The sequence below is a fragment of the Mesorhizobium sp. B2-5-4 genome (assembly GCF_006441095.1).
In the GTDB taxonomy this organism is placed as follows: Bacteria; Pseudomonadota; Alphaproteobacteria; order Rhizobiales; family Rhizobiaceae; genus Mesorhizobium; species Mesorhizobium salmacidum.
The window spans coordinates 49,308-74,659 of the sequence record NZ_VFUR01000014.1 but is presented as its reverse complement, the minus strand read 5'-3'; the positions used below and the strand labels follow the sequence as shown (position 1 = coordinate 74,659).

Annotated in this window: 22 protein-coding genes; 11 read left to right on the top strand and 11 right to left on the bottom strand. The window is 65.5% G+C overall.

The annotated features are described in order from the left end of the window. Window positions 1-32 precede the first annotated feature (32 nt). On the top strand, window positions 33-296 hold the full coding sequence (locus FJ492_RS18560; protein WP_140771425.1) for a hypothetical protein: 264 nt from the start codon (window positions 33-35) through the stop codon (window positions 294-296). 15 nt (window positions 297-311) lie between these two features. On the opposite strand, the gene FJ492_RS18555 is transcribed toward FJ492_RS18560, so the two are convergent. Both FJ492_RS18555 and FJ492_RS18550 read right to left on the bottom strand, forming a co-directional pair. Next, window positions 312-1,310: a bestrophin family ion channel gene (locus FJ492_RS18555; protein WP_140771422.1), complete on the bottom strand. Its 999-nt coding sequence runs from the start codon at window positions 1,308-1,310 to the stop codon at window positions 312-314. A 54-nt stretch (window positions 1,311-1,364) separates the two neighbouring features. Beyond that, a complete protein-coding gene (locus FJ492_RS18550) occupies window positions 1,365-1,982 on the bottom strand; it encodes a TetR/AcrR family transcriptional regulator (RefSeq protein ID WP_140509452.1) in 618 nt (205 codons plus the stop codon). A gap of 251 nt (window positions 1,983-2,233) precedes the next feature. On the opposite strand from FJ492_RS18550, the gene FJ492_RS18545 reads away from it, so the two are divergent. The 6 genes from FJ492_RS18545 (at window position 2,234) to FJ492_RS18520 (ending at window position 9,877) form a co-directional block, all read left to right on the top strand. After that, entirely contained in the window at window positions 2,234-2,731 is a 498-nt protein-coding gene (locus tag FJ492_RS18545) for a (2Fe-2S)-binding protein (protein WP_140771420.1), read from the top strand. Beyond that, on the top strand, window positions 2,728-3,786 hold the full coding sequence (locus tag FJ492_RS18540) for a xanthine dehydrogenase family protein subunit M (protein WP_140771418.1): 1,059 nt from the start codon (window positions 2,728-2,730) through the stop codon (window positions 3,784-3,786). The genes FJ492_RS18545 and FJ492_RS18540 overlap by 4 nt, the downstream gene beginning before the upstream one ends. Beyond that, window positions 3,776-6,034 (top strand): xanthine dehydrogenase family protein molybdopterin-binding subunit, encoded by a 2,259-nt coding sequence (locus tag FJ492_RS18535; protein WP_140771416.1) that lies wholly within the window; start codon window positions 3,776-3,778, stop codon window positions 6,032-6,034. The genes FJ492_RS18540 and FJ492_RS18535 overlap by 11 nt, the downstream gene beginning before the upstream one ends. A gap of 89 nt (window positions 6,035-6,123) precedes the next feature. Beyond that, complete coding sequence (locus tag FJ492_RS18530; RefSeq protein WP_140713813.1) at window positions 6,124-6,606, top strand: (2Fe-2S)-binding protein; 483 nt, start codon at window positions 6,124-6,126, stop codon at window positions 6,604-6,606. Next, window positions 6,603-7,586 carry a xanthine dehydrogenase family protein subunit M gene (locus FJ492_RS18525; protein WP_140771414.1) on the top strand — a complete coding sequence of 328 codons (984 nt, stop codon included), beginning with the start codon at window positions 6,603-6,605 and terminating at the stop codon, window positions 7,584-7,586. Before FJ492_RS18530 ends, FJ492_RS18525 begins: the two co-directional genes overlap by 4 nt. Next, window positions 7,583-9,877 carry a xanthine dehydrogenase family protein molybdopterin-binding subunit gene (locus FJ492_RS18520; protein WP_140771412.1) on the top strand — a complete coding sequence of 765 codons (2,295 nt, stop codon included), beginning with the start codon at window positions 7,583-7,585 and terminating at the stop codon, window positions 9,875-9,877. The genes FJ492_RS18525 and FJ492_RS18520 overlap by 4 nt, the downstream gene beginning before the upstream one ends. Before the next feature lie 45 nt (window positions 9,878-9,922). Here the strand turns inward: FJ492_RS18520 and FJ492_RS18515 are convergent, their stop codons facing one another. Beyond that, window positions 9,923-10,933: an NAD(P)-dependent alcohol dehydrogenase gene (locus tag FJ492_RS18515; protein ID WP_140771410.1), complete on the bottom strand. Its 1,011-nt coding sequence runs from the start codon at window positions 10,931-10,933 to the stop codon at window positions 9,923-9,925. 97 nt (window positions 10,934-11,030) lie between these two features. On the opposite strand from FJ492_RS18515, the gene FJ492_RS18510 reads away from it, so the two are divergent. Continuing rightward, the gene (locus FJ492_RS18510) at window positions 11,031-11,960 is read left to right on the top strand and encodes a LysR family transcriptional regulator (RefSeq protein WP_140771408.1); all 930 of its coding nucleotides are present in this window, start codon (window positions 11,031-11,033) and stop codon (window positions 11,958-11,960) included. 87 nt (window positions 11,961-12,047) lie between these two features. Here the strand turns inward: FJ492_RS18510 and FJ492_RS18505 are convergent, their stop codons facing one another. Together FJ492_RS18505 and FJ492_RS18500 are read right to left on the bottom strand one after the other, a co-directional pair. Beyond that, on the bottom strand, window positions 12,048-12,803 hold the full coding sequence (locus FJ492_RS18505) for a slipin family protein (RefSeq protein ID WP_140509433.1): 756 nt from the start codon (window positions 12,801-12,803) through the stop codon (window positions 12,048-12,050). After that, window positions 12,800-14,239 (bottom strand): nodulation protein NfeD, encoded by a 1,440-nt coding sequence (locus FJ492_RS18500; protein WP_140771406.1) that lies wholly within the window; start codon window positions 14,237-14,239, stop codon window positions 12,800-12,802. Before FJ492_RS18500 ends, FJ492_RS18505 begins: the two co-directional genes overlap by 4 nt. A 47-nt stretch (window positions 14,240-14,286) precedes the next feature. Here FJ492_RS18500 and FJ492_RS18495 point away from each other — a divergent pair, with 47 nt between their 5' ends. Then, window positions 14,287-14,469, top strand: a complete 183-nt coding sequence (locus FJ492_RS18495) for a hypothetical protein (RefSeq protein WP_140509429.1) — start codon at window positions 14,287-14,289, stop codon at window positions 14,467-14,469. A gap of 41 nt (window positions 14,470-14,510) precedes the next feature. On the opposite strand, the gene FJ492_RS18490 is transcribed toward FJ492_RS18495, so the two are convergent. Beyond that, complete coding sequence (locus tag FJ492_RS18490; RefSeq protein WP_140713984.1) at window positions 14,511-15,656, bottom strand: helix-turn-helix transcriptional regulator; 1,146 nt, start codon at window positions 15,654-15,656, stop codon at window positions 14,511-14,513. Between the two features lie 375 nt (window positions 15,657-16,031). Between FJ492_RS18490 and FJ492_RS18485 the strand changes: the two genes are divergently transcribed. Next, window positions 16,032-16,805, top strand: coding sequence for an AraC family transcriptional regulator (locus FJ492_RS18485; protein ID WP_246676065.1), 774 nt, complete (start codon window positions 16,032-16,034; stop codon window positions 16,803-16,805). 253 nt (window positions 16,806-17,058) lie between these two features. Then, a complete protein-coding gene (locus tag FJ492_RS18480; RefSeq protein WP_181166680.1) occupies window positions 17,059-21,567 on the top strand; it encodes an autotransporter domain-containing protein in 4,509 nt (1,502 codons plus the stop codon). 59 nt (window positions 21,568-21,626) lie between these two features. Here FJ492_RS18480 and FJ492_RS18475 read toward each other — a convergent pair whose 3' ends face one another. From FJ492_RS18475 to FJ492_RS18455, 5 genes are all read right to left on the bottom strand, one after another. Next, window positions 21,627-22,508, bottom strand: coding sequence for a DMT family transporter (locus FJ492_RS18475; RefSeq protein WP_140771400.1), 882 nt, complete (start codon window positions 22,506-22,508; stop codon window positions 21,627-21,629). A 146-nt stretch (window positions 22,509-22,654) separates the two neighbouring features. Continuing rightward, window positions 22,655-23,893, bottom strand: a complete 1,239-nt coding sequence (arsK, locus tag FJ492_RS18470; RefSeq protein ID WP_246676064.1) for an arsenite efflux MFS transporter ArsK — start codon at window positions 23,891-23,893, stop codon at window positions 22,655-22,657. Next, window positions 23,874-24,287 carry an arsenate reductase (glutaredoxin) gene (arsC, locus tag FJ492_RS18465; RefSeq protein WP_140713832.1) on the bottom strand — a complete coding sequence of 138 codons (414 nt, stop codon included), beginning with the start codon at window positions 24,285-24,287 and terminating at the stop codon, window positions 23,874-23,876. Before arsC ends, arsK begins: the two co-directional genes overlap by 20 nt. Further along, on the bottom strand, window positions 24,284-24,991 hold the full coding sequence (locus FJ492_RS18460) for an MIP/aquaporin family protein (protein ID WP_140771398.1): 708 nt from the start codon (window positions 24,989-24,991) through the stop codon (window positions 24,284-24,286). Before FJ492_RS18460 ends, arsC begins: the two co-directional genes overlap by 4 nt. Then, window positions 24,988-25,341: a metalloregulator ArsR/SmtB family transcription factor gene (locus FJ492_RS18455; protein WP_140509414.1), complete on the bottom strand. Its 354-nt coding sequence runs from the start codon at window positions 25,339-25,341 to the stop codon at window positions 24,988-24,990. The genes FJ492_RS18460 and FJ492_RS18455 overlap by 4 nt, the downstream gene beginning before the upstream one ends. Between the last annotated feature and the right edge of the window lie 11 nt (window positions 25,342-25,352).

Genomic DNA, 25,352 nt, shown 5'->3' with positions numbered 1-25,352 from the left:
CTGACGGCTCGCAACCATCAAGGACAACGACCATGAGCGATATCCAATCCGGCATCGGCAGCGCCACCCCCGAAAATGCCGCCCCTCGTGGCATCGCCGACTGGCTGTGCCTGGCAGCAGCGCCCACCTTCGCACTGATGGCGCTGCTTTCCCGCCTTCAAGGCGGCGATACCGCCATGCCATGCATGGGCGCCTCGCCGCTGGCCGGCCCAATCCTGACCGGAATGCCCGCCATGTATCTGCTGATGAGCGCTTTCCACCTGGCTCCCTGGCTGCGGGTGATCTCCCGCCGGTAGGCGCCCGCTTCCGCCTCACATGGCGATGTCGTTGACCGGCAGCAAGGGCTTGGGAAGGTCGCTCTCGCCGAGCCCGGCGCGCATCTCGATCTCGATGTCGCGGCAGATTTGGGAGATCGGCACATCGTTGGCGTTGCCCTCGAAAGGGTTGGCGCTGCTCTCGCCGACCTGGTCGAGGGACATGTAGGCCCAGCCCAGCAACGTGCTGAACGGGATTGTCAGCCAGATGGCGATCGAGCCGAGCATGCCGTCCGGTTTGCCCATGTCGGCGAACACCGGAACCACGCCGAACGGCAGCAGCGTGCAGAAGATCATCACGAACATGGAACTGACGATGGCGTATTGCCGGGGATAGGGATTGTTCTTGATACGGTCGCAGCGCGCCTGCTGATCGTGGAAGTCGCGGATCAGCTTGGTCAGTTCGACATAGACCTGCGCCGGAACCTTGGCGTCCTTGAGCAGCCCGTTGACCTGGACCGACTGCAATTCGAGCAAGGCAATCGCCGGACGAGGCGATTTCAGGACATCAACGGTCTGGTCGCCCAGCAGCGGGCGCAATTCGTCGGCGATCGAGCCCCCGTCCTCCTGGATGTGGTAACGCCGCCGGTATTCGATATTGGCGGCCTTCCCCATCGATTCCCACGGCATCGGCCGCCGCAGCGCGTATCGCAGCGCCGTCATCCATGCGATGTGGCGGTAGATGAGCTTCCGAGCCGTCGGCGCATCGAGGAAGTCCCGGCAGAAATTGCACCACATCCGGCTGCTGGCCGTGATCTGCGTGAAAGCCTGCAGCGCCTCACCGCTGCGGGTGAGCACCTGCGAATTCTTGAAGCCGGCGACGAGCGATACCGTGGTGCCGAGCACCAGCACCACGGACCATGGCACGGAGAACCCGGCAATGCCCGGAAAGCGGTAGGCCGCCACGGCCAGCCCGCTCACCACCACCATGTAGAGCACGCTGCGCCGCGACCACAGCGCGAAATCGATCACCTTGTAGGAACGGCCTACATACATTGAATGCCCCTCAAATCATTCTGTCGCGCACGGTTGCGCGGCCATTATCCCCGTTCACCCAGCCTTCCCCGCCCCGAACCGCAGGCCGTCCATCAACAGCTTGACTAGCCGGCGCGAGCGGTCGCGCCACTCAGGCGTGTCGGGTGCCGAGTAGATGCCGCCGAGCGCATGCAGCACATCGGAGGCATCGACGTCGCCGCGGATCGTGCCATCGGCCACCGCCGCCTCGACCAGTTGCCGCAAGGCCTGCGAAACCCTACCCGACGTGTCGGAGAACAGCCTCGAATTGGTGGTGAACAGGATGCGCAGGCTGGTCGCCAGGCCGCGCTTGGTGGCGATATAGTCGACGAAGCGGCGCATCCACTCTTCCAGAGCAACATCGGAGGGATGTTTTGCCGCAAGCTCGCCGGCCGCCGCGCATAGCGCCTCCGCCTCGCGGCGGTAGACCACCTCGACCAGATGCTCGCGCGTCGGGAAATGCCGGTAGAGCGTGCCGATGCCGACGCCGGCGCGGCGCGCGATCTCCTCCAGCGAGGCATCGATGCCGCGCTCGGCAAACACGGCCGCCGCGACCTCGGCCAGCCGGTCGCGGTTGCGCTGGGCATCCGCGCGCAGCGGTTTGTCGGCGGCGGCGGGTTTTTGGTCGACAGTTGTGACGGGCTCAAAAGCCAATTTTTTTCTCCACCAGGGATATGGGGGCTTGAACCATGCCCGGCCAGTCCCCACGTAAATAAACGGAGGCGCCTCCGTTTTAGTGGAGCACCTTTATCATATAATCAGGGAGCCCGGTATGTCACGTCTTTCGAAGCCGCAAGCTGCCACCTTCCCTACCCGCGGCGGATTGGCTGCCGCCTGACCTTGTCCTTCCCCTCCCAAGCGCCAGATCATCCCCCTCAGCGTCAAGCAACTGGAGCCAGACGCCCATGACCACCCTTCCCATCTCGCTTACCGTCAATGGACACCGCCACGAACTCGAGGTCGACACCCGCGTCACCTTGCTCGACCTGCTGCGCGAGCGGCTTGAGCTCTCCGGCACCAAGAAAGGCTGCGACCGCGGCCAGTGCGGCGCCTGCACGGTGCTGGTCGACGGCAAGCGCATAAACTCCTGCCTCGCGCTGGCGGTCAGCCATGACGGCGCCGAGGTGCTGACCATCGAAGGCGTCGCCCACGGTGAAGAACTGCATCCGGTGCAGGCCGCCTTCATCGCCCATGACGGTTTCCAGTGCGGCTTCTGCACACCCGGCCAGATCATGAGCACGCTCGGCCTGATCGCCGAAGGACAGGCTGGAGACGATCCCGAGCGTATCCGCGAGGGGCTGAGCGGCAACATCTGCCGCTGCGCGGCCTATGGCGGCATCGTCGAGGCCGTTCTGGAGGCCCGGCAACAACTTGCCGGAACCGACCGGAGGACCGCGGCATGAGAGACTTCGATTTTGTCAGGCCGGCCACCATCTCCGACGCCATAGCGGCGGCGGCCGTACCGGGCTCGGCCTATCTCGCCGGCGGCACCAATCTGCTGGATCTGATGAAGGGCGGCATTACCAGCCCCGAACGGATCGTCGATATTACCCGGCTGCCGGAACTCAATCGCATCGAAACGCTCGATGATGGCGGCCTGCGCATCGGCGCGCTGGTCCGCAATGCCGATCTCGCACACGATCCGGCCTTCGCCAAGGCCTATCCGGCGGTGGCCGAGGCGCTGCTGTCGGGCGCCTCGGCGCAGCTTCGCAACGCCGCCACTGTTGGCGGCAATCTGTTGCAGCGCACGCGGTGCAGTTACTTCTATGACACCGCCAGCGCCTGCAACAGGCGCGAACCCGGTTCCGGCTGCTCGGCCCTTGGCGGCGAGAACCGCCTACATGCCATCCTGGGCTGGAGCGATGCCTGCATCGCCACCCATCCCTCCGACTTCTGCGTGCCCCTGGTGGCGCTGGACGCCGTGGTCGAGATCGAGGGCAAGGAAGGCCGGCGCCATGTGACGCTGGAGGAATTTCACCGACTTCCGGGCGACACCCCGCAGCGCGAGACCGTGCTGGAGCCGGGCGAGCTGATCGTTGCGGTGCGCCTGCCGGCGGAAGCAGCTTCCTTCGCCGCTCACGCCCGCTATCTGAAAGTGCGCGAACGCACCTCCTATGCCTTCGCGGTCGTTTCGGCGGCCGCGGCACTTTTCGTCGATCGCGGCAAGATCCGCGGTGCAAGGCTGGCGCTGGGCGGTGTGGCGGCCAAACCGTGGCGGGCGCGTTCGGCGGAAGCGGTGCTGCTTGGCGCCGATGCCGACGAGGCGAGCTTCGTTCGCGCCGCGGATTCCGCGTTGGCCGACGCCAGCCCCTCCGGCGACAACGCCTTCAAGATCGAGCTTGCCCGCCGCATTGTCGTCAGGGCGCTGATGGCCGCAAAGGCCGGAACACCCGAGCGGATGCCGGCTCTTCCTGCCTCCCCCTTTTCCTCCATTCCCGGAGTGCGCCATGACGCTTGAACTCAGCCTCAACCAGCAACCCGCCCATACGCGGCAGGGCTCCAGCATCGGCCAGCCGCTGACCCGCCGCGACGGATTCTTGAAAGTGACGGGGGCGGCGCGTTACGCCGCCGATAACCACCCGCCCGGCATGCTCTATGCCGTGCTCGCCGTCTCGAGCATCGCGCGCGGCCGGGTCGTGTCGCTGGATATCGAGGCGGCCAAGGCGCATTCGGGCGTGATCGAAGTGATGACGCCACTGAACCGGCCGGCACTCGCCGTCGATCCGGATGCCAAGGACCATCCCTTCATGTTCCGGCTCGACCTGCTGCAGAACGATGGGGTTCGCTATCCCAACCAGAGCATCGCCGTGGTGATCGCGGAGACGCTGGAAGCGGCGACCGAAGGCGCGGCGCTGCTGTCGCCGCGCTATGAAACGCTGCCGGCGCGGGTCGGTCTCGATAGCGGCAAAAGCTTCGTGCCGCGCGGCGTTGGCATCGGCAACCCGGCGGTGCAGGAGAAGGGCGATATCGAGGCCGGCCTCGAATCGGCAAGAACGCGGATCGAGGCGGCTTACGAGACGCCGGCACAGTATCACAACGCCATGGAGCCCCACGCAATCGTCGCTGCCTGGGATGGCGACCAGCTGTCGATCGACACGCCGAGCCAGGGCCTTGCCATGGCGCAAGGGCGCATCGCCGGCCTGTTCGGCATCGCGCCGCGGAACGTCCACATCCGAAGCCCATTCCTGGGTGGCGGTTTCGGCTCCAAGGGCATGATCTCCGGGCCGCAAGTGCTCGGCATCCTGGCGGCGCGTCTCGTCGGCCGCCCGGTCAAGCTGGTGCTGCGGCGCGAGCAGATGTACGGCCCGGTCGGCCATCGCGCACCGACCCGCCAGACATTGCGCATGGGCATGGATGGCGAAGGGCGGCTGACCGCGCTCTCCCATCACGCCAGGACCACATCGAGCACGTTCGACGATTTCTTCGAACCGGCGGCGGACGCCTCGCACACGCTCTATGCCAGTCCGGCCATCGCCACCTCGCACGATGCTGTGCGGCTCGACACCGGCACGCCGCTGTTCATGCGGGCGCCGGGCGAGGCCACCGGATCGATCGCGCTGGAAAGCGCTATAGACGAGGCAGCCCATGCCTGCGGCATGGACCCGCTGGAATTCCGGCTCAGGAACTATGCCGAAGTCGAGCCTATGACGGGCAAGCCGTTCTCCTCAAAGGCCCTGCGCGAATGTTACCAACAGGCGGCCGAAGCGTTTGGCTGGGCGAGCCGCCCGCTGCAGCCGCGGCGGATGCGCGACGCGGACGGCTTCCTTACCGGCTGGGGGATGGGCACGGCGACGTTCCCGGCGCTCATGTTCCAGGCCGAGGCACGCGCAGTGCTGAGGGCCGACGGCAGCGGCTTGATGGAGACCGGCGCTCAGGACATGGGCCAAGGCGCCTGGACGGCCTTTGCCCAGATTGCGGCAGACGGGCTGGGGCTCGACATCGACCAGGTCGATTTCAGGGCCGGCAGTTCCGACCTGCCCAATGCGGGCATCGCCGGCGGTTCGGGCCACACGGCGACGGCCGGCATGGCCATCCACAATGCGGGTGCGGCCGTCATCGCCAGGCTTGCCGATCTCGCCACGGGCAACGAAGCCTCGCCGCTGTTCGGCGCCGGCAATGAAGGTGTCCTGGCGCGCGGCGGACGCCTCTACCGCCGCGATGACGAAAGCCGCAGCGAAAACTATAGCGAGATCCTCGCCCGCGCGGGTCTTGCCGAGATCGAAGGCCATGGCAAAGGCGCACCGGATCCGGCGTCGCAGGAGATCTACGCCAAGCACGCGCATGGGGCCGTGTTCGCCGAGGTGAAGATCGACCCGGATTTAGGCCAGATCCGCGTCACCCGGCTGGTCGGCGCATTCGCCGCCGGACGGGTCATCAATCCGCGGCTGGTGCGCAGCCAGTATTATGGCGGGATGATCTGGGGCGTTTCCTTCGCACTGCATGAGGAAGCCGTCACCGACCGACGCTCCGGCCGGATCCAGAATGCCAACCTCGCCGAATATCATGTCCCGGTGAATGCCGACGTGCCGTCGGTCGAGGCGCTGCTGGTTCACGAGGACGACCCTCATGTGAACGCACTCGGCATCAAGGGCGTCGGTGAAATCGGCATCACCGGCACGGCCGGCGCCGTGGCCAATGCGGTCTGGCACGCGACCGGCATGCGCCCGCGGCGCTTTCCGATCCGGATCGAGGACCTGCTGGGGTGAGGAGCGGTCCGTCCGAAGCAACGGTTGGACCCCCCTAACCTAACTCCAATTCATTCCCCCAAGCGTCAAGCAACTGGAGCCAGACGCCCATGACGAGCAAGACCACAATTCCTGTCCATCTCGATATCAACGGCCAGCGTCACACGCTGGAACTCGAACCGCGTGTCACGCTGCTCGACGCCTTGCGTGACAGGCTCGGCCTGACCGGCACCAAGAAGGGCTGCGACCATGGCCAGTGCGGCGCCTGCACCGTCCATGTCGACGGCGAGCGCGTGCTGGCCTGCCTGACATTGGCCGCACAGGCCGCAGGTCGCACCATCACCACTATAGAGGGGCTTGCACGGGAGGGCGAACTGCATCCCGTGCAGGCTGCCTTCCTCGAACAGGACGCCTTCCAGTGCGGCTATTGCACGCCAGGCCAGATCATGTCGGCGGTGGCCTGCATCCGTGAGGGCCATGCCGGCTCGGACGACGAAATCCGTGAATACATGGCCGGCAATCTCTGCCGCTGCGGCGCCTACCCGCACATCGTCGCCGCCGTGCGCCAGGCAACGCTGGAGGCCGCGTCATGAGGGATTTTTCCTATCTTCGCGCCACTTCGGTCGACGCCGCCCGCCAGGCGGCCGCGCTCCCCGGCGCCATGCTGCTCGCCGGCGGCACCACGCTGATCGACCTCGCCAAATGCGGCGTCACCGAACCCGACACGCTGGTCGACATCACCCATCTCAAGGGACTGGACCGGATCGAGATCGGCGAGCGCGGCGCCATCATCGGCGCGCTCGCCAGGATGGGCCATGTCGCCGACCACGACGACATCAAGAGCCGCTTCCCCGCCATCTCGGAGGCGCTATGGCAAGCGGCCTCGGCGCAGATCCGCAACATGGCGACCATAGGCGGCAATTTGATACAGCGCACGCGCTGCCCCTATTTCCGCGATCCCTCGAACTTTTCGGCCTGCAACAAGCGTGTATCAGGCAGCGGCTGTTCGGCGATCGGCGGCGTCACCAGGGGCCATGCCGTGCTTGGCACCAGCGAGGCCTGCATCGCCATGTACCCAGGCGACCTCGCCACCGTGCTCGTCGCCTTCGACGCAACAGTTCATCTCGGCGATCGGCGCATCCGGGTCGATGACTTTTTCCTGTTGCCCGGCACGACGCCGGACAGGGAACACGCGATCGAGCCGGGGGAGATGATCACCGCCATCGAAATCCCCTCTTCCGCCGCTGCCCACCGCTCGACCTATCTGAAGGTCCGCGACCGGCAATCCTACGAGTTCGCCGCGGCCAGTGCCGCCGTCGGGCTCGAACTGGAATCCGACGGACGCACCATCCGCGACCTGCGCGTGGCGCTCGGTGGCGTCGCCACCAAGCCCTGGCGGGCGCGGGCCGTGGAAGCCGCGCTGAAAGGCAAGGTGCTGGAGCCCGAAGCTGTTCGCGCCGCCAGCCTGCTCGCCGTCGAAGGCGCCGTCGACCAAGGCGCCAACCACTACAAGATCGAGCTCGCGCCGCGCGTCGTCGCACGGGCTATTCTCAAGATGGGAGAAACGGCATGACCGTTCACAACATCAGACATGGCGATGCGTTCGACGGCGGCGCGGACGCGGTCGGCGGCCGGCTATCGCGCGTCGACGGTCCGGCCAAGATCACGGGTGCCGCCAAATACGCCGTCGAGCAGCAGCTCAAAGGCCTCGCCTACGCCGCACTGGTCGAAAGTACCATCGCGTCCGGCAAGGTGCGCGCCATCGACAGCAAGGCGGCCGAGGCGGCACCGGGCGTACTCAAGGTGCTGACCCCGGACACAATCATCAGCCTGAGAACCGCCTCGGACTGGTTCGGCACCCCGCCGCCCGACAAACCCTATTGTCCGCTGGCGCGCGACATCACCTTCTCGGGCCAGCACGTCGCCGCCGTCGTTGCCAAGACTTTCGAGCAGGCGGTCGCCGCGGCGGCGCTGGTCAAGGTCAGCTACGACGAGACGCCGGCAATCGTCGACCTCAGCGACGGCAAGGCCGGTGACGGCATTCCGGTCGATGCCATGACCAAGGAATGGGGCGACGCGTCCGCCGCCTTCGCCTCCGCCCCGGTGCGCATCTGCGCCGCCTATAACACGCCGCGCGAATACCAGGCGCCGATGGAACCGCATGGCCTGATCGCCCGCTGGGAGGGTGACCACCTCACAGTGTGGGAGCCGAGCCAATGGCTGGATGGCATGGCGCGCACCTATGCCGAATGGTTCGCCGTGCCGTTCGAGAATGTGCGGCTGGTGTCGCCCTATGTCGGTGGCGGCTTCGGTTCCAAGGCACTGGCGCTCAGCCATGGCGCGATTGCCGCGAGTGCCGCGAAAATGCTCGGCCGGCCGGTGCGGCTGGTGATGACGCGGCCGCAGACCTTCACCAGCTATGGCGGCCGCGCCGCGACGCGGCAGACGGTGACGATCGGCGCCGACCGTGACGGCATGATCCAGTCGATCGTACATCGCGGCGTCAACGAAACGTCCATCGACGGCATGTGGGTCGAGCCGCTGGGTTCGGTCACCTCGATCATGTACGCGACGCCGAACTTCTCCTCGAAACAGAATGTCGTGCGGGTGAATTCGGTGGTGTCGGGCGCCATGCGCGCACCGGGTGAAAACCCGTCGGCCTTCGGCATCGAAAGCGCCATCGACGAGCTCGCCTACGAGGTCGGCATCGATCCGCTGGAAATCCGGCTGAAGAACTACGCCGAGCAGGACCCGCACGCGAAAAAAGCCTGGTCGACCAGACAGTTGCGCGAAGCTTTTGCAGCAGGCGCCGAACGCTTCGGATGGGCTAGGCGCGCACCTGAGCCGCGCTCGATGCGCGACGGCAACCAGCTGATCGGCTGGGGCGTCGCCGCCGGCACCTATCCGGTGCGGCGCGCCTATGGCGAAGCGATGGTGCGCATTCTGGCCGACGGCTCGGTCGAGGTCGAGAGCTCCTCGATCGACATGGGCCAGGGCACCTACACCATCCTGGCGCAGACCGCCGCCGAAACGGTTGGCGTGAGCGCAGACGACGTCGTGGTGAAGCTCGGCGATTCCCGGTTTCCCCGCGCCGGCGTCACTGGCGGCTCACGGCTGGCCGGCGTGATGACGGGCGCGGTCTACAAGGCGGCGACCTCGGCGCTCGACCAGCTGATCGGCTTGGCCATCAGCGATCCGCGCTCGCCCTTCCACACGCTGCAGGCCAACACTTTGGTCGTCGCCAATGGCCGCATCGGCTCGCCTCGCGGCGACGGTCCCGATGTCTCGATCGCCGAACTGCTCAAAAGCATCGGCCGCGACCGCATCGAGGCGACCGGCGACACCATGCCGGCCAATTCGACGGCAGAGGATCGCTACAAGAACTACACCACCATCGCCATGGCGCTACCGCACACCGAGGGCGACTATTCCCGCCACTCGTGGTGCGCGCATTTCGTCGAGGTGCGCGTCGACGAGGATTTCGGCACGGTGCGCGTATCGCGCGTGGTGTCGGCGTTGGATTCGGGCCGGCTCTACAATCCGAAGCTGGCCGAAAGCCAGTGGAAAGGCGGCATCATCATGGGTATCGGCCAGGCGCTGCTCGAAGAAGGCATCGTCGACCGCCGCCACGGCCGCATCGTCAACAACAACCTCGCCGACTATCTCGTCCCGACCAACGCCGACGTCCCCGACATCGAGGTGATCTCGGTCGGCATCCCCGACCTGCACTCCTCCGTGCTCGGCGGCAAGGGTGTCGGCGAACTGGCGATCGTCGGCATGGCGCCGGCTATTGCCAATGCCGTGTTCCACGCAACGGGCAAGCGGATCCGGGATCTGCCCATCACGTTGGAGAAGCTGATCTGAGGGTGGAACTGCCAATCTCCGCCCTTGACGGGGAGATCAGCTGCTTCACCACTCCAGCCCGAACACCAGCTTGCCGAAATGCAGGCCGCCGGCGGCCATGTGTGTGTAGGCTTCGCTCGCTTGATCAGGTGAAAACACCTTGTCGACAACCGGTTCGATGCTGGCCGCGCCGATGGCACGGGCGGCGTCGAAAAGATCGGATACGGATCCGGTGTTGTTGCCGACCACCTTCAGCGCCTTGATGATGATCGGCAGCAGATTGATCGTGGCTTCCGCACCGGTGACGAAGCCGATGGTGAACAGCGTGCCGCCGGGCGCGGTGGCATTGACGGCACGGGCGAAGGTGGCAGTTCCGCCGGTCTCGACGATGAGGTCGGCGCCGAGGCCGCCGGTCAGCTCCAGCACCTTGACGTCCCAGTCTGATGTCGCGCGGTAATTGATGAGATGATCGGCACCGAGCGCCTTCGCCCGCTCCAGCTTTTCGTCCGACGACGAGGTGATGATGACGGTGGCGCCGGCGGCTTTCGCGAGCTGCAGGGTGAAGATCGAGACGCCGCCAGTGCCAAGCAGCACCACGACCGAGCCCGGCCCGACATTGGCGGCGCGGATGGCGTTCCAGGCGGTGGTGCCGGCGATCGGCAGGGTCGACGCCGCCTCGAAGGAGAGATGCGCCGGGACCGCCACCAGCGAATTGGCCGGCAGCGCCACATATTCGACCAGCGACCCCGGCATCGAGACGCCGCGCATCTGCGTCATCTCGTAAGGCCGGGGCGGCCCACCGATCCAGCGCGGCTTGGCATGCGCGACGACGCGATCGCCGATGGCGGATCTCGTAACGCCCTCGCCCAGCGCGACGATCTCGCCGGCGCTGTCGGCGACGGGGATGAGCGGGAAACTCGGTCCGGGATAATTGCCGCTCGCCACCGCCACATCGACGAAATTGAGGCTCGCCGCACGCTGGCGGATCAGCACCTCGCCGCGCTGCGGTTCGGGGGTTGCAACGGTGGCGGCGCGGAAGGCGTCCAGCCTGGGCTGGCTGAGTTCGATGGCTTTCATGGTTTCACTCCGGTGGACGATTTGTTCGATTGAGTGAACCTATTTGCTGCGCTATCTCTGGATAATCCTTGTTTTTTGCAATTGAGAACTGTGAACGATGCAGCAATCTCACGAACCCGCTGCCCTTGCCGAGATGGCCGCCTTCGCCGCTATCGCCGAGGCGCGCTCCTTCACCCGGGCGGCGGCACGTGTCGGGCGCGACGCGACCATCCTGTCGCGGCGCCTGCAATCGCTGGAGGCGCGGCTTGGGGTGAGGTTGCTCTCGCGCACGACACGCAGCGTGTCGCTGACCGAAGCGGGTGCCGAATTCCTGGTGCGTGTGCGCGCCATCCTCGCATCCGTCGACGAGGCTGAGGCCGTCGCGTCCGCGCATGCCGGGGGCGGCCCGCGCGGCGTGCTCAGGCTGGCGCTGCCCGGCACGTTCGGGCGCATGTGGATCGGGCCGCTGTTGCCTCGGTTCCTCGGCGAATTTCCCGATGTCCGCATCGAGGCCGAATTCTCCAACCGCTTCACCGATCTGGTCGCCGAGAATTTCGATGTGGCCGTGCGACTGGGCAGCCTGGAGGATTCGCGCCTGGTGGCACGCAAGGTGGCGACGCGACGCCGGTTGCTCTGCGCCGCTCCATCCTATCTCGCCCGCAAGGGCAGGCCGGAGACACCCCAGGCGCTGCTCGACCACGCCTGCCTGGGCTTCTCGGGCTTCCAGACCTTTCCAGCCTGGGAGATGACCGACCGCGAGGGCCGCCGCGCACGCATCGAGGTTTCGGGGCCGTTGGTCACCGACGATGCCGAGGTGCTGGTCGACGCCGCCGTGCAAGGCGTCGGCTTGATGATGAGCACTGATTGGCTGGTCGGCCGCGAGCTTGCCGACGGACGGCTGGTGCCCGTGCTGGAGAAGTGGACGCTGGCGGACGAAGGCGCGGTCTACGTCGTCACGCCCTCGGCCAAGGGAAAAGCCGCCAAGACCCGCGCCTTCACAGACTGGATCGGCAAGCGCTTCGCGCCGGAGCCGCCCTGGCGGCGGTGAAGTGAAGTGGCGGGACTGGCGAAGACGGAGATACAGCCAATCTCCCCCACGTGGGGGAGATTAGCAGTTCCGCCGATGCCCCTTCCCTCACTTCCCGTGCCTCAGGAATTGGCTGAGCAAGTCTACCGGCAGCGGGAACACCACCGTGGACGAGCGCTCGCCGGCGATGTCGTGCAAGGCCTCGAAATAGCGCAGCTGCATGGCCTGCGGCTCGGCCGCCAGCATGCGGCCCGCCTCGACCAGTTTTGCCGCCGCCTGCTGCTCGCCTTCGGCATTGATCACCTTGGCGCGCCGCAGCCGCTCGGCCTCGGCCTGTTTGGCGATGGCGCGGACCATGTTCTCGTTGAGGTCGACATGCTTGATCTCGACATTGGACACCTTGATGCCCCACGCATCGGTGCGCTGGTCGAGGATTTCCTGGATGTCGCTGTTCAGCTTGTCGCGCTCGGCCAGCATCTCGTCGAGCTCGTGCTTGCCGAGCACCGATCGCAGCGTGGTCTGCGCCAGCTGGTTGGTGGCGGCCATGTAGTCCTCGACCTGGATGACCGCCCGCTCGGCGTCGACGATGCGGAAATAAAGCACGGCATTGACCTTTACCGAGACGTTGTCGCGCGAAATCACATCCTGCGGCGGCACGTCCTGCACCACCACGCGCAGGTCGACCTTCACCATCTGCTGGACGAAGGGGATCAGAATGATGAGGCCGGGTCCCCTGACCCCGGTGAAGCGGCCGAGCGTGAAGACCACGCCGCGCTGATATTCCCTGAGGATGCGAATAGCCGCGGACAGGAACATGACCACAAGAAGCGCAAGTACCAGGTAGGCCACATAACCGATGTTCATTGCCTTGCTCCATTCCTTCCCGCGTCGCGCCGTCGCACCGTCAGCACGAGGTCGGCGATCTCGGTCACCTCGACGCTGTCGCCGGCCGCGACGGGTTCATCGGCCCTGGCCCGCCAGCGCTCACCCAAGGCCAGCACATGGCCCTCGCCGCCCTGCCAGTCGAGGATCTCGGCCGGCTGGCCGCGCATTGCTTCGCCGCCGACGCGCGGCGGCTTCCGGCGCGCCGCCCAGAGATAGGTGCCGCTCAGCAGCGCCAATCCAAGCGTCAGCGCGGCGGCGGGACCGATGACGGCCCATGACAGGGCAAAGCCCGGCCCCTCGACCCGCAGCAGCATGGCGGCACCGAACAGAAAGGCGGCCACGCCGCCGAGCCCGAGCACGACGGTGGGATTGAAGGCCTCGATGATCAGGAAAACGACGCCGAGCAGCATCAGGGCAAGGCCGGTATAGTTGATCGGCAGGAGATCGAGCGCATAGAGGCCGAGCACGAGACAGGTGGTGCCGATGACGCCAGGCGCGACCGCGCCCGGGCTGGTGAACTCGAAGACGATGCCATAGACGCCGACCAGCATCAGGATGACGGCGGTGTTCGGATCGGTGATGACGGAAAGCAGCTGGATGAACCAGCCCGGCTCCAGCGTCTCGACCGGCAGCCCCTTCGTCGCCAGCACCACTTTCTTGCCCGCCACATCGACGGTGCGCCCATCGGCCAGTTGCAGCAGCTCGGTGGTGTCGCGGGCGACGAGATCGATCACATGTTCCTGTAATGCCGCATTGGCCGAAAGGCTCGCCGCTTCGCGCACGGCCTTCTCGCCCCAGTCGCCGTTGCGCCCGCGCAGTTCGGCAAGAGAGCGGATCAGGGCGACCGCGTCATTGGTCACCTTGGCCATCATCGCGTCGCCCGCAGGCCGCCCGCCGGCTTCCTTCTGGTCGCCCCCGCCCTTCTGGTCACCCACGTCCTTCTGATCGCCCACGTCCTTCTGATCGCCCACGTCCTTCTGATCGCCCTTGTCGCCGCCCGGAAGCGACGGCATGCCGCCAATCTCAATCGGCGTCGCCGCACCAAGATTGGTGCCGGGCGCCATCGCCGCGACATGGGTTGCATAGAGGATATAGGTGCCGGCACTTGCCGCATGGCCGCCGGCCGGCGCGACATAGCCGATGACAGGCACCGGCGACGCCAGGATGTCGGCGATCATCTCGCGCATCGACGTGACCAGCCCGCCCGGCGTGTCGAGCTGCAGGATGAGGACCGCCGCGTCCCGCCTGGCCGCGGCATCGAGCGCTTCCTTGAGCTGCCTGCTGCTTGCCGGCCCGATGGCGCCGTCAATGGCGACGCTCAGCGCAACCCTTTCGCTCCCGGCTGAGGAGAAGGGAAAAAGCACAGCCGCGACGACGAAGGCCGCGGCAAGAAGGGCCACCCGCGCGAAGGTCACGCTCAAAGCTCCATGGACTCAATATGGGTTGTATTCTTGCGAAGTCCATGAAGGCGCCGACGTCGGAGATCGGCGACGACCGAAGAGACGGCCTCTCCTACTCCGGCGACGGCACCGGCGGCTCGGAGGTTAGCGACGTGCCGGCGGCGGCCAAGGGAAAAGCCGCCAAGACCCGCGCCTTCACAGACTGGATCGGCAAGCGCTTCGCGCCGGAGCCGCCCTGGCGGTAAAGCCCCTGACCCGCTGGCGGTAGAGACCGCGCGCTCCGGCTTCAGGGCCCATGGGCCGCCAGCGGCATGCCTATGTCCGACACGAGTTTGACGAGGTCGGCTTGGCGTCTCGTGCCGGTTTTGGCGAAGATTCGATTGAGGTGGGTCTTCAAGGTGTTTTCGCCAATGCCGAGCGCCAACGCGCTCTCCGACGCTGACAATCCGCTGCCGATCCGCAGCAGCACCCGCGCCTCCGAGGGCGTAAGATCGAACAGCGTGGTCAGAACGGCCTCCGGGAGAGGAGAAGCCGATGTCGTCGTCGATATGAACACAGCCGCGCATGCCGGCCGGAAAACCGCGCGCGCCGTTCCTTCAGTCAACGGCAACACATAGGCGACGGCGGGCGGCTGGCCTTGGGCCGAAACCGGCAGCCCTATGCCGCGCGCGCCAAGCGAGGCATCCGCGCTGGCCGCACTGGCGATCGCGTCGAGCAGGGCGCGGGCCACCACCCTATTCTGTGCCTGGAGCAGGCCGTTCCTTGAGAGAATGGGCCCCTGCACCGAAAACATCTGTTCGGCGGCCGCATTCGCATGGAGGATTGCTCCATTGGCGTGGGTGAGCACGACAGGCACAGCCAAATGATCGAGCGCCTGACGATAAAGATCGATGGTGACGCGGCTCTGGTCGAGCAGATCGCCGATCAGCGAAGCGCGGCGCAGATGCGGCGAGAGCAATGCCAGGAACTGCTGCTCTTCGGTCGAAATGCCTCCCCTGCTGGCACGCGTGGTGCAGCCCAGAAGCCCGATTCGGTCCGGCGTATGGACGAATTTGGTGATGCAAGCCTCGCGCAGTCCCTGCGGTTTGGCCCAGTTCTGAAAAAACGGCGTCAGCTGGAGTTCGCTTTCGCTCATGAGCGACAGCGTCGCAACGGGCCGGTCGACATCGCCGACGACCGCTTCCTTCAGTCCGGGAATTCCATCAAAGTCATAGTCTTCCTCGAGGGCCCGCATCCGCATCGGATCCCAAGGCGACTGAGCCGCGAAACGGCCGCTATTATGAGCGGTGCCGGCAAGCGCGATGGTGGTATAGGCCGCGTCGACGGCTTTCGTGACGCGGGTCATGACTCCGGCCCAGCCTTCCGGGTTCAATACGCAATCATAGATATCGCCGATTATCGAACTCAGGACTTCGCTGCTCAGCCTTTCCACCACACCTCCTGGCACATCCCGATCTCGCCTCGGAGGAATTTGTGACATCATACTTTTGGATGACGCAAGTCGCGGCGGCTCTCGACTACAGGTTGAACCTGATCGCTTGAACGCCGGTCGCCACTGTTGCCGGTTATTGTCGCAATGGAAAGCATCGCGTTCGATATTTTTTAAGCCGTGGACAGTTGTCGAGGTTCTCCATTGTCGCGAAAGACGGTGCTTTCATCGGCTCGGTTGCCACCGCATCTTGACGAACGAGAACGATTTTCCCCGTGGCAAGACATCCATGTCGCGGAAACATGGTCGGCCGAATACGGCAGTCCGGAAAACCCGCACTTCGAAGCCACCGCTGTCGGTTCAGCGGTTCTCGGCCAGATGTCCGGACCGGTCAAGCACGCCACAAGCAAAGCGAGCAACATCGCCAATGACGACAAGGACGGCTATTTGCTGCTGATCAACAAGGCCGATACCGTGTTGTCAGGGGTACATGTCGGCCGCGAATATGCCGTCGGTCAGGGAGAGGCCGTGCTTGTCACCGCATCGGAAGCTCTGAAAATGAACGGTGCCGACAGCAATGTCTGGATGAATGTGGTGGTCCCACGCGCGATCCTCCTGCGCGCCTTCCCGCGGATCGATGACAGGTTGGGGCTGAAGATCGGCGCCGACAGCGAAGCCCTCGACCTCCTCAAACGCTATTGCCTGCTTCTTGAAAGCGGCAGCCCGCTTGCCTCGGTGGATTTGATCACGCACGCGACGGACACGATCGTGGATCTGATCGGCCTGGCGACCGGCGCAAAAGGTCGGGCTGCCGAACTGGCCGGACTTCGCGGCCCGCGCGCTGCCAGACTGGAGGCCGTCCTGGCGAGGATCGCCGAGGATTTTATCGATCCCGGCATCTCCGCCCAAAGTGTTGCCCAACAACTCGGCCTGTCGGTGCGCTACGTCCACGACCTCCTTCAGGAGACGGGAATGAGCTTCTCCGAACGCGTTCTCGAACTGCGTCTGCGGAGCGCCCACAGAATGCTCTTGCACAAGCACAGCGACATGCGGGTCAGTGACATCGCCCTGACAAACGGATTCAGCGACGTATCGTACTTCAACCGCTGCTTTCGTCGCCGCTTCGGCCATACGCCGACAGGCGCCAGATAAGTTTTGCGGCTTTCGCCAGCAGTCCGGTATCCGCCCCGTGCGAGGCCGTTCCGCATCGCCCTGCGTGACCGATGACGCCGAACTGCCACAGTGCGCGAAAAAGGCACGGCACCTCACTCCAGTCCAATTCCAGTGCGGCCTTGCCCAAGACAACAGCCGGGCGCCGATGACATGTCAGCCTCAGGGCGAAACGACTGTCATGTCAGGGGATCGAATGCCGCGGAATGGTTTTGTAGGCCGCAAGGCTAGCGCTTTGAAATATCTGGCGCTGACGTCGACGGCGCTGGTCGGCCTTGGCCAGCCGATCCCCGCTTCGGCAGCCGAGATCTGGACCGGCGCCACCTCCACGGATTGGTTTACCGCCGGAAACTGGAACCCCGCCGCTGTTCCGACATCGAGCGACGATGTCATTCTCGATCCGGTGTTCCCGCACCCGACCGTGGTCGATGCGGCGAATGCGGCCGCCCATTATCTGCTTATGGGCACCATTTCGAGTTACTCGGGCTCGCTGACGATCACCAATGGCGGCACGCTTGCCGACACCGCCGGCTATCTCGGCTACATTTCAAACGCGAACGGCACTGTAAAGGTCGTTGGACCAGGCTCCAGTTGGAACAACAGTTCGGACGTTTTCCTTGCCTTGAGCACCGGCAGCACAGGCACCTTGACGATCTCCGGCGGCGGCGCTGTGAGCGACAAAGTGGGTCATGTCGGCTACGGCCTGGGCACCGGCACCGTAACGGTGGACGGCCCGGGCTCGACATGGACTAACAGTGGGGATCTCTACGTCGCCGAATTTGGCACCGGCACGCTGGACATCACCAATGGCGGCGCGGTCAGCAATGCCATGGGCACCATCGGTTGGCATGCTGGCTCCACCGGCACGGTGACGGTTGACGGAGCGGGTTCGACCTGGACCAGCAGTTCGTCGCTCTTCATCGGCCATGCCGGCGCCGGCACTCTGACCATCTCCAACGGCGGCGCTGTAAGCAATTCCCTCGGTTCGATTGGTGAGCAGGCCGGTTCCAGTGGCTCGGCGACTGTCACCGGCGTCGGCTCGTCCTGGACCAATTCCGGCAATCTGCTTGTCGGCTGGGGCGGCGCCGGCACGCTCACGATCCAGAGCGGCGGCGTGGTGAGCAGCGCCAGCGGCCAGATCGGCTCCAAATCCGGCTCGACCGGCGCCGTGACAGTCGCCGGCGCTGGCTCGTCCTGGACCAATTCCGGCGAGCTTTATGTCGGCTGGAACGGCGCCGGCACGCTGACGGTCCAGAACGGTGGCACGGTGAGCAACACCAACGGCTATATCGGTGAAAATTTCAGCCCGGCCGCCGCCGCGACGGTGGACGGCGCGGGCTCGCACTGGACCAATTCCGGCTTTCTCTCCATCGGCAATTACGGTGCCGGCGCGCTGACGATCCAGAACGGCGGCGCGGTGAGCGCCATGGCGGGTTACATCGGCATCAATGCCGATTCGAGTGGCACCCTTACGGTCACCGGAAGCGGATCGACATGGAGCGACACGAGCGGCCTCTACGTTGGGTATGGCGGCACTGGCTTACTGAACATCCAGAACGGCGGCCTTGTCAGCAGCAACATCGGCTTTGTCGGTGCCACAGCGGGCTCGACGGGCGCGGCGACGGTCGATGGCATAGGTTCGATCTGGAGCATCGCGTCGAGCCTGTTTGTCGGCGACGCCGGCACTGGCACGTTGACCATTTCGAATGGCGGCACGGTCAGCAATGGCGCGGGGGCCATTGGCGCGAAAGCAGGCTCGACCGGCATGGTGTTCGTCGATGGCGCGGGTTCGACCTGGACCAATAGCGGCGATATGCAGGTCGGGCTCGATGGTTCCGGCACGTTGAACATTACAAATGGAGGCAGTGTCAGCGATGTCAATGCCGTGCTTGGGTACGGTGCCGGCGTAGGTACCGGTATCGTGGACGGTGCGGGTTCGAATTGGTCCAACAGCGGCTTTCTACAGGTCGGCGCCGGTTCGATCTCCACATTGGCGATCACGAATGGCGGCGTCGTAAGCGCCGGAAGCGGTTCGGTGGATTCTTCGAGCAAGGCAACTGTCGATGGCATCGGCTCGACCTGGATGAACATCGGCGACTTTACCGTGGGCGTTGGCGGAGCAGGCACCGTTTCCGTGTCGGGAGGTGGTGCCCTCAACGACGTGGACGGCACTTTAGGTTACTATCAGGGCTCCAGCGGAACCGCGACGGTGGATGGCGTGGGTTCGAACTGGGCGAATACCGGCAAACTCATTGTCGGCCAATCAGGAACCGGCACGATCGACATCATCAATGGCGGCGCCGTCAGCAACCAGACTGGCTCTGTGGGCTACGACGTCGGGTCCATGGGCACCGTCACGGTCGATGGACCGGGTTCGAGCTGGACCAATTCCGGCGACCTGTTCCTCGGTTTCAAGGGCGCCGGCACTCTCCAGGTCGCCGATGGCGGCCATGTCCTCAACCAGGCCGCGCTCCTCGCGGTGTTCGAAACCGCGACCGCCACCGTGACGGTGGACGGGGCGGGATCCTCCTGGAGCACCGATGACAATCTTATCCTGGGAAGCGCCGGTCACGCGACACTTTCCATCTCCAGCGGCGGTTCAGCGGATGCGGATTCCGTCTTTGTCGGCCAGGCGGCGACAGCCACCGGTGCGGTTACCGTCGACGGCGTGGGCTCGAAATGGACCAACAAGAACGGCATGTATCTTGCCGGTCTCGGAAGCGGCACTCTTGCCGTCACCAATGGCGGCGTCGCCTCCGGCGGCGGCACCTACATGGCGTTCGCCGCCGGTGCCACCAGCCAGGCAACCGTTGATGGCCCGGCCTCGCTCTGGGAGATGCACGGCGACCTGGATATCGGTTTCGGCGGCACGGCTTCGGTGACACTCTCCAACGGCGGCACCGCTCTGGTGGACGGCGTTACCGTGATCGCCAGCCAGGCCGGCTCTGTCGGCGCGCTTAACATCGGCGGCGCGGCGGGCTCCGCGGCGGCGGGTGCCGGCGTCCTCGATTCGGCCACGTTGCAGTTCGGCGCCGGCACCGGCACGCTCAATTTCAACCATACCAGCGCGAACAATGGCTTCGCTTCGGCGATCAGCGGACTGGGGACTATCAACCAGATCGCCGGCACCACCAAATTGACCGGTAATTCCTCCGGCTTCACCGGGACGACGAACGTTCTCGGCGGCGGCCTCTATGTCAACGGCTTGCTCGGCGGCGCGATCAATGTCACCGGCGGCCTGCTTGGCGGGTCGGGCACGGCAGGCAATGTGACCATTGCTTCGGGCGGCACCTTTGCACCGGGCAATTCGATCGGCACGATCAATGTCAGCAACACCACCTTCTCGGCGGGTTCGACCTATGCCGTTGAAGTCGAAAGCGGCGGCACATCCGATCGGATCAACGCCACCGGCACCGTGACGATCGGCGGCGGCACGGTCGACATCATCCCCTATCCGGATTATGCGACCGGCACGACATACACGATCGTCACGGCGGCGGGCGGTGTCACCGGCGCCTTCGACAAGGTCAGTCTTGAAACCGGCGGCTCGATTTTCATCGCGCCGACGCTCACCTATGACGCGAACAATGTCTATCTCAACCTGGCCCGGGCAAGCTTTACCAGTGTCGGCCTGACGCCCAATCAGATCGCCACCGGCGGCGGCGCCGAAAGCCTTGGCAGCGGCAATCCGCTGTTTGATGCCATCTTCGCCCTGCCGAGTGAAGCCGCCGCCCAGGACGCTTTCGACCAGCTTTCGGGCGAAATTCACGCCTCGGCCAAGGGCATGCTGCTCGAGGACAGCCGCTTCGTCCGCGACGCCGCCAGCAATCGCATCAGCGCCGCCTTCAGCGATATTGGTGCGGCAGCGTTGCCGGTCATGGCTTATGGCGAAGGCGGGCCCGAAATGGTCGCCGCTGATACCGACCGCTTCGCCGTCTGGGGCCAGGGCTTCGGCTCCTGGGGCAAGACGAATTCCGACGGCAATGCCGCCGCCTTCGACCGCTCCACCGGCGGCCTGCTGGCCGGCGCCGACACTTTGGTCGGCGGCTGGCGCGTTGGTGCTCTCGGCGGCTACAGCCATTCGTCCTTCGACGCCGACGATCGCAATTCCTCCGGCAAGAGCGACAACTACCATCTCGGTCTCTATGGCGGCACCAATTGGGGCGCCATCGCCTTCCGCGGCGGCGCCGCCTACAGCTGGAGCAGCCTCTCGACCAAGCGCTCCGTCGCCTTCAACGGTTTTGCCGACGCACTGTCGGCCGATTACGATGCCGGCACCGCGCAGGCGTTCGGCGAGCTTGCCTACAAGGTCGATGCCGATCGCTTCCACTTCGAGCCGTTCGCCAATCTCGCCTATGTCAATGTGAGAACCGACGGCTTTAGCGAACAGGGTGGTGCGGCGGCACTGACCAGCGCCGGTTCGAACACCGACGCCACCTTCACCACGCTCGGCATGCGCGGCTCGACCGATTTTGCGCTTGGCGGCGTCAAGACCACGGCGCGCGGCATGCTCGGCTGGCGTCACGCCTTTGGCGACGTCACGCCGACTTCCGCCCTCGCCTTTGCCGGCGGCGATCAATTCACCATCGGCGGCGTGCCGATCGCCAGGGACGCAGCGGTGATCGAGGCCGGCTTCGACATCAACATGTCGGCCAACGCGACGCTCGGCCTGTCCTATACCGGACAGTTCGGCGGCGGCACGGTCGACCAGGGCGCGAAGGCAAACCTCAGCGTCAAATTCTGACGACAACAGGCCGCCGGCTCGGCCAAATTGACGTCGCCGGGCGGTCCTGGCATCCGCCCCTACTCCGGCGAAGGCACCGGCGGCTTCGAGCTCAGCGCGGTGCCGGCGGCGGCCACGATCACGGCGGCGATGCCGGCCAGTTGCGGCATGGTCAGGCTTTCCCGCAGGAATAAAAACCCGGCCAGCGCGCCGAGCCCCGGTTCCAGGCAGGTCAGCGTGCCATAGATTCGCGCCGGCATGCGGGTCAGCGCAACCATTTCCAGGAAGAACGGCAGCGCGCTGGAAAACAGGCCGACGAGCAGTGCGCTGACCAGGATCGATGGCGCGAGCAGCGCCGATCCTGCTTCCGCGATGCCGAAGGGCAGCACCAGCACGGCTGCGATCGCCATGCCATAGGCGGTGGTGCGGGTGCCGAGCTCCGCGCCCGCCTTCTGCGCCAGCATGATATAGAGCGCCCAAAACCCGCCGGCCGCCAGCGCCAGCATCACGCCGATCGGGTCGAGCGGCTTTAGCGAGTGGATGAAGGGCGACAACAGCACGATGCCGGCGACGGCAAGCGCGATCCAGGCAAAGTCGCTGGCCCGCCGCGAGGTCAGCGTCGCCACCAGCAGGGGACCGGAAAACTCCAGCGCCACCGCGACGCCGAGCGGGATCCTGGCAAGCGCTGCGTAGAACAGAAGATTGAGCGCGCATAGCGTCACCCCATAGGCGACGAGCCACGGCAGAGTGGCGCGTGAGGGCCGCATCTGCCAGGGCCTCAGCACCGCGATCAGCATCAGCGCGCCGATGACCAGCCTGAGCGTCGTCGTGCCTTGCGCGCCGATCACCGGGAACAGCGTCTTGGCGAAGGTGGCGCCGATCTGGATCGACACCATGGCGCCCATCAGTGCCGCGACCGGCAAGGGTGCTGCTTCGCGGCTGGCAACCGGCATTGATGTCACTTGTGCTTCATCCTCCATGCCGGCAGGCGCAAACCTGCTGGCAGGAACGCAATAGGCTGAACCGGCCTTGCTGTCGTGAGACAGCGCGGATGCCTCGATGAGGGCACGGTCAAATGGCATGAACCGGCGGGCATCGCCGTCGGACATCACACCCGGTCGTTGCGCGCGTTCGGCAGTCTGGTGATCGCCACAAGGACGAGCAGCGCGGCACTGCCCAGAAGCGCCATCGCTCCGAGCGACCAGGCAATGCCGATATGCACGATGGCGAATGCCAGGGCAAAGGGCGCCACGGCCGAGACGATCAGCCGGGCCGACATGACCCGGCCCTGCAGCCGGCCGTAGCCCTCGCTGCCGAACAATCCAAGCGGCAACGAGCCGGTGACGATGCTGAAAAGCCCGTTGCCCATGCCGAAGACGACGGCGAACGCCATCGCCCCGGCGATTGAAGGCGCGGTGCTATCCAGCACGACCACACCGGTTGTCATCAGGCTGGCCGAGATAGTGGCGAGCATCAGGGGCGACAGCTTGCCGCCGAAGACCATGTTGACGAAGCGGCTCAACACTTGTGACGGCCCAAACAACGTTCCGACGATGGCGGCGGTCGCCCCGAGCCCAAGCCCGGAAAGCAGCGGCACCATATGCACCAGCACGGCGGCGCCGATCAGGTTCTGCAGCGAGAAGGCAATGACCATCAGCGCAAGGCCGAGCGGCCGCGACGAGGCGGGAAGCGACCCCTTGATATGCCGTGGCGGCGCGCTTGCCGCCCGCCTGCCCTTGGCCAGCCCGTGTGAGAGCCAAGCGTGCAGTGGCAGGCAGACAAGCAGGTTCAGCCCTGCGAAGACAAGATAGACGCTCTGCCAGGACATGTGCGCGTGCAAGGCTGACGTGATCGGCCAGAACACGGTCGATGCGAAGCCGGCAATGAGGGTGAGATAGGTGATGCTGCGTTGCGCGGCATGCGGCCTTATCTGCACCAGCAGCGCGAAGGCGGCGCCGTACTGCACCAGGTTCGATGCCACTTCGAGGACGATCAGCGCTGCCACGAAGGCCCCAACGGTGGGAGCGCAGGCGCAGGCGGCCAGTGCCGCCGCTGCAAGGACCGAGCCGGCGGTCATGATTTTTCCGGCGCCAAAATGGTCGATCCAGCGTCCGAGCCATGGCGCCGTCAGGCCGCCAACCAGCAAGGCGGCCGAAAGCGCGCCGAAAATCCATTCGGTCGGCCATCCCAAATCCCTCGCCATGTCGGCGGCAAGAATACTGAAGCTGTAATAGAGCGTGCCGTAGCCGATGATCTGGGTGACCCCAAGGGCGGCAATTGCGGCTGTCGGCGCGCGTTCCGAGGCATCGAGCTCGGAAAGGCCCCGATCACCTGATGCCACGGTCACCGGTGACCACCTCGCCGTCTTCCTTGGTGAAATGGGTCGCCGGATGGTCAAGCAGGTCGAGCACAAGCTCGGACGGCCGGCACAGTCGCGTCCCCCTGGGCGTCTCGACGATCGGCCGGTTGATCAGGATCGGATGCTCCAGCATGGCGTCGAGCAGCTGCTCGTCGGTCCATTTGGGATCAGCCAGGTCCAGCTCGGCATAGGGCGTGCCCTTTTCGCGCAGCAAGGCGCGCACCGGAATTCCCATGGCGGCGATAAGCTGGCGCAGGCGGTCCCGGCTGGGCGGATGTTGCAGATATTCGATGACGACCGGCTCCTCGCCGCTTGCTTTGATCATGGCAAGCGTGTTGCGCGAGGTGCCGCAGTCGGGATTGTGGTAGATGGTGACGGTCATGGCGTGGCCTTGACGGCAAGAGGTTGGATTTCGGATTGCGGCTGCAGCAGCCAAGTCATCAGCGCCAAGGCAATGCCGGCGCCGGCGAACTCGGCGGTGATGAAGCCGGGAAGACTTGCCGGGCTGATTCCGGAATAGGTGTCGGTGAACGCCCTTGCCACCGCGACCGCCGGATTGGCGAAGGACGTCGAGGCGGTGAACCAGTAGGCAGCGGTGATATAAAGGCCGACCAGCCACGGCACGGCCGCGCGTTCGAAGCGCAGGCCCGCGAGGATGACGGCGAGCAGGCCGAAAGTCGCGACGCCTTCCGAAAGCCACCGCGCGGCGCCGGTGCGGCCATGCGTCGACAGCGCCAGCGGCGCCAGCCCGAACATCAGATGCGCGATCATTGTTCCGGCAATGCCGCCGGCAAGCTGGGCCAGTATATACAAGGTGCAATCGCTGGCCGACAGGCGGCGCGACAGAGCGAGGGCGAGCGACACGGCCGGATTGAAATGGGCACCGGATATTGGGCCGAGGATTGTGATCAGCACGACCAGGCTCGCACCGGTTGGCAGCGTGTTGCAGAGAAGTGCCAGTGCGCCGTCGGTCGTCAGCGACTGCGCCATGATGCCTGAACCGACGATCGTAGCCACCAGCAGCGCCGTGCCGAGGCTTTCCGCGACCAGGCGGCGCGGCAGGTCGAATTGGCGCTCGACCGTCATTGAGCCGTCTCTTGCGCATCGGCCGCACAGCAGCCCGGCGCCAGCGCCGGCGCGCAAATCTCCTGCCGTCCGGAGCAGCAATCCTCCATCAAAAAGCGGATGAGCCCGCTCAGCGCTTCATATTCGGCGCTGTAGACCATGGACCGGGAATCGCGGCGCACGCTTACCAGCCCAGCCCGTTCGAGTTCCTTCAGGTGGAAGCTCACATTCGACGCCGAGACCTCGACCTTCTCGGCGATGGCGCCTGCGGCAATACCATCAGGACCCGCGATCACCAGATGCCGCAGGATGCGCAGACGCGTCTCCTGCGAAAGCGCCGCGAAGGCGGACAGGGCTTGACGTTCATCCATATTTCAACAAT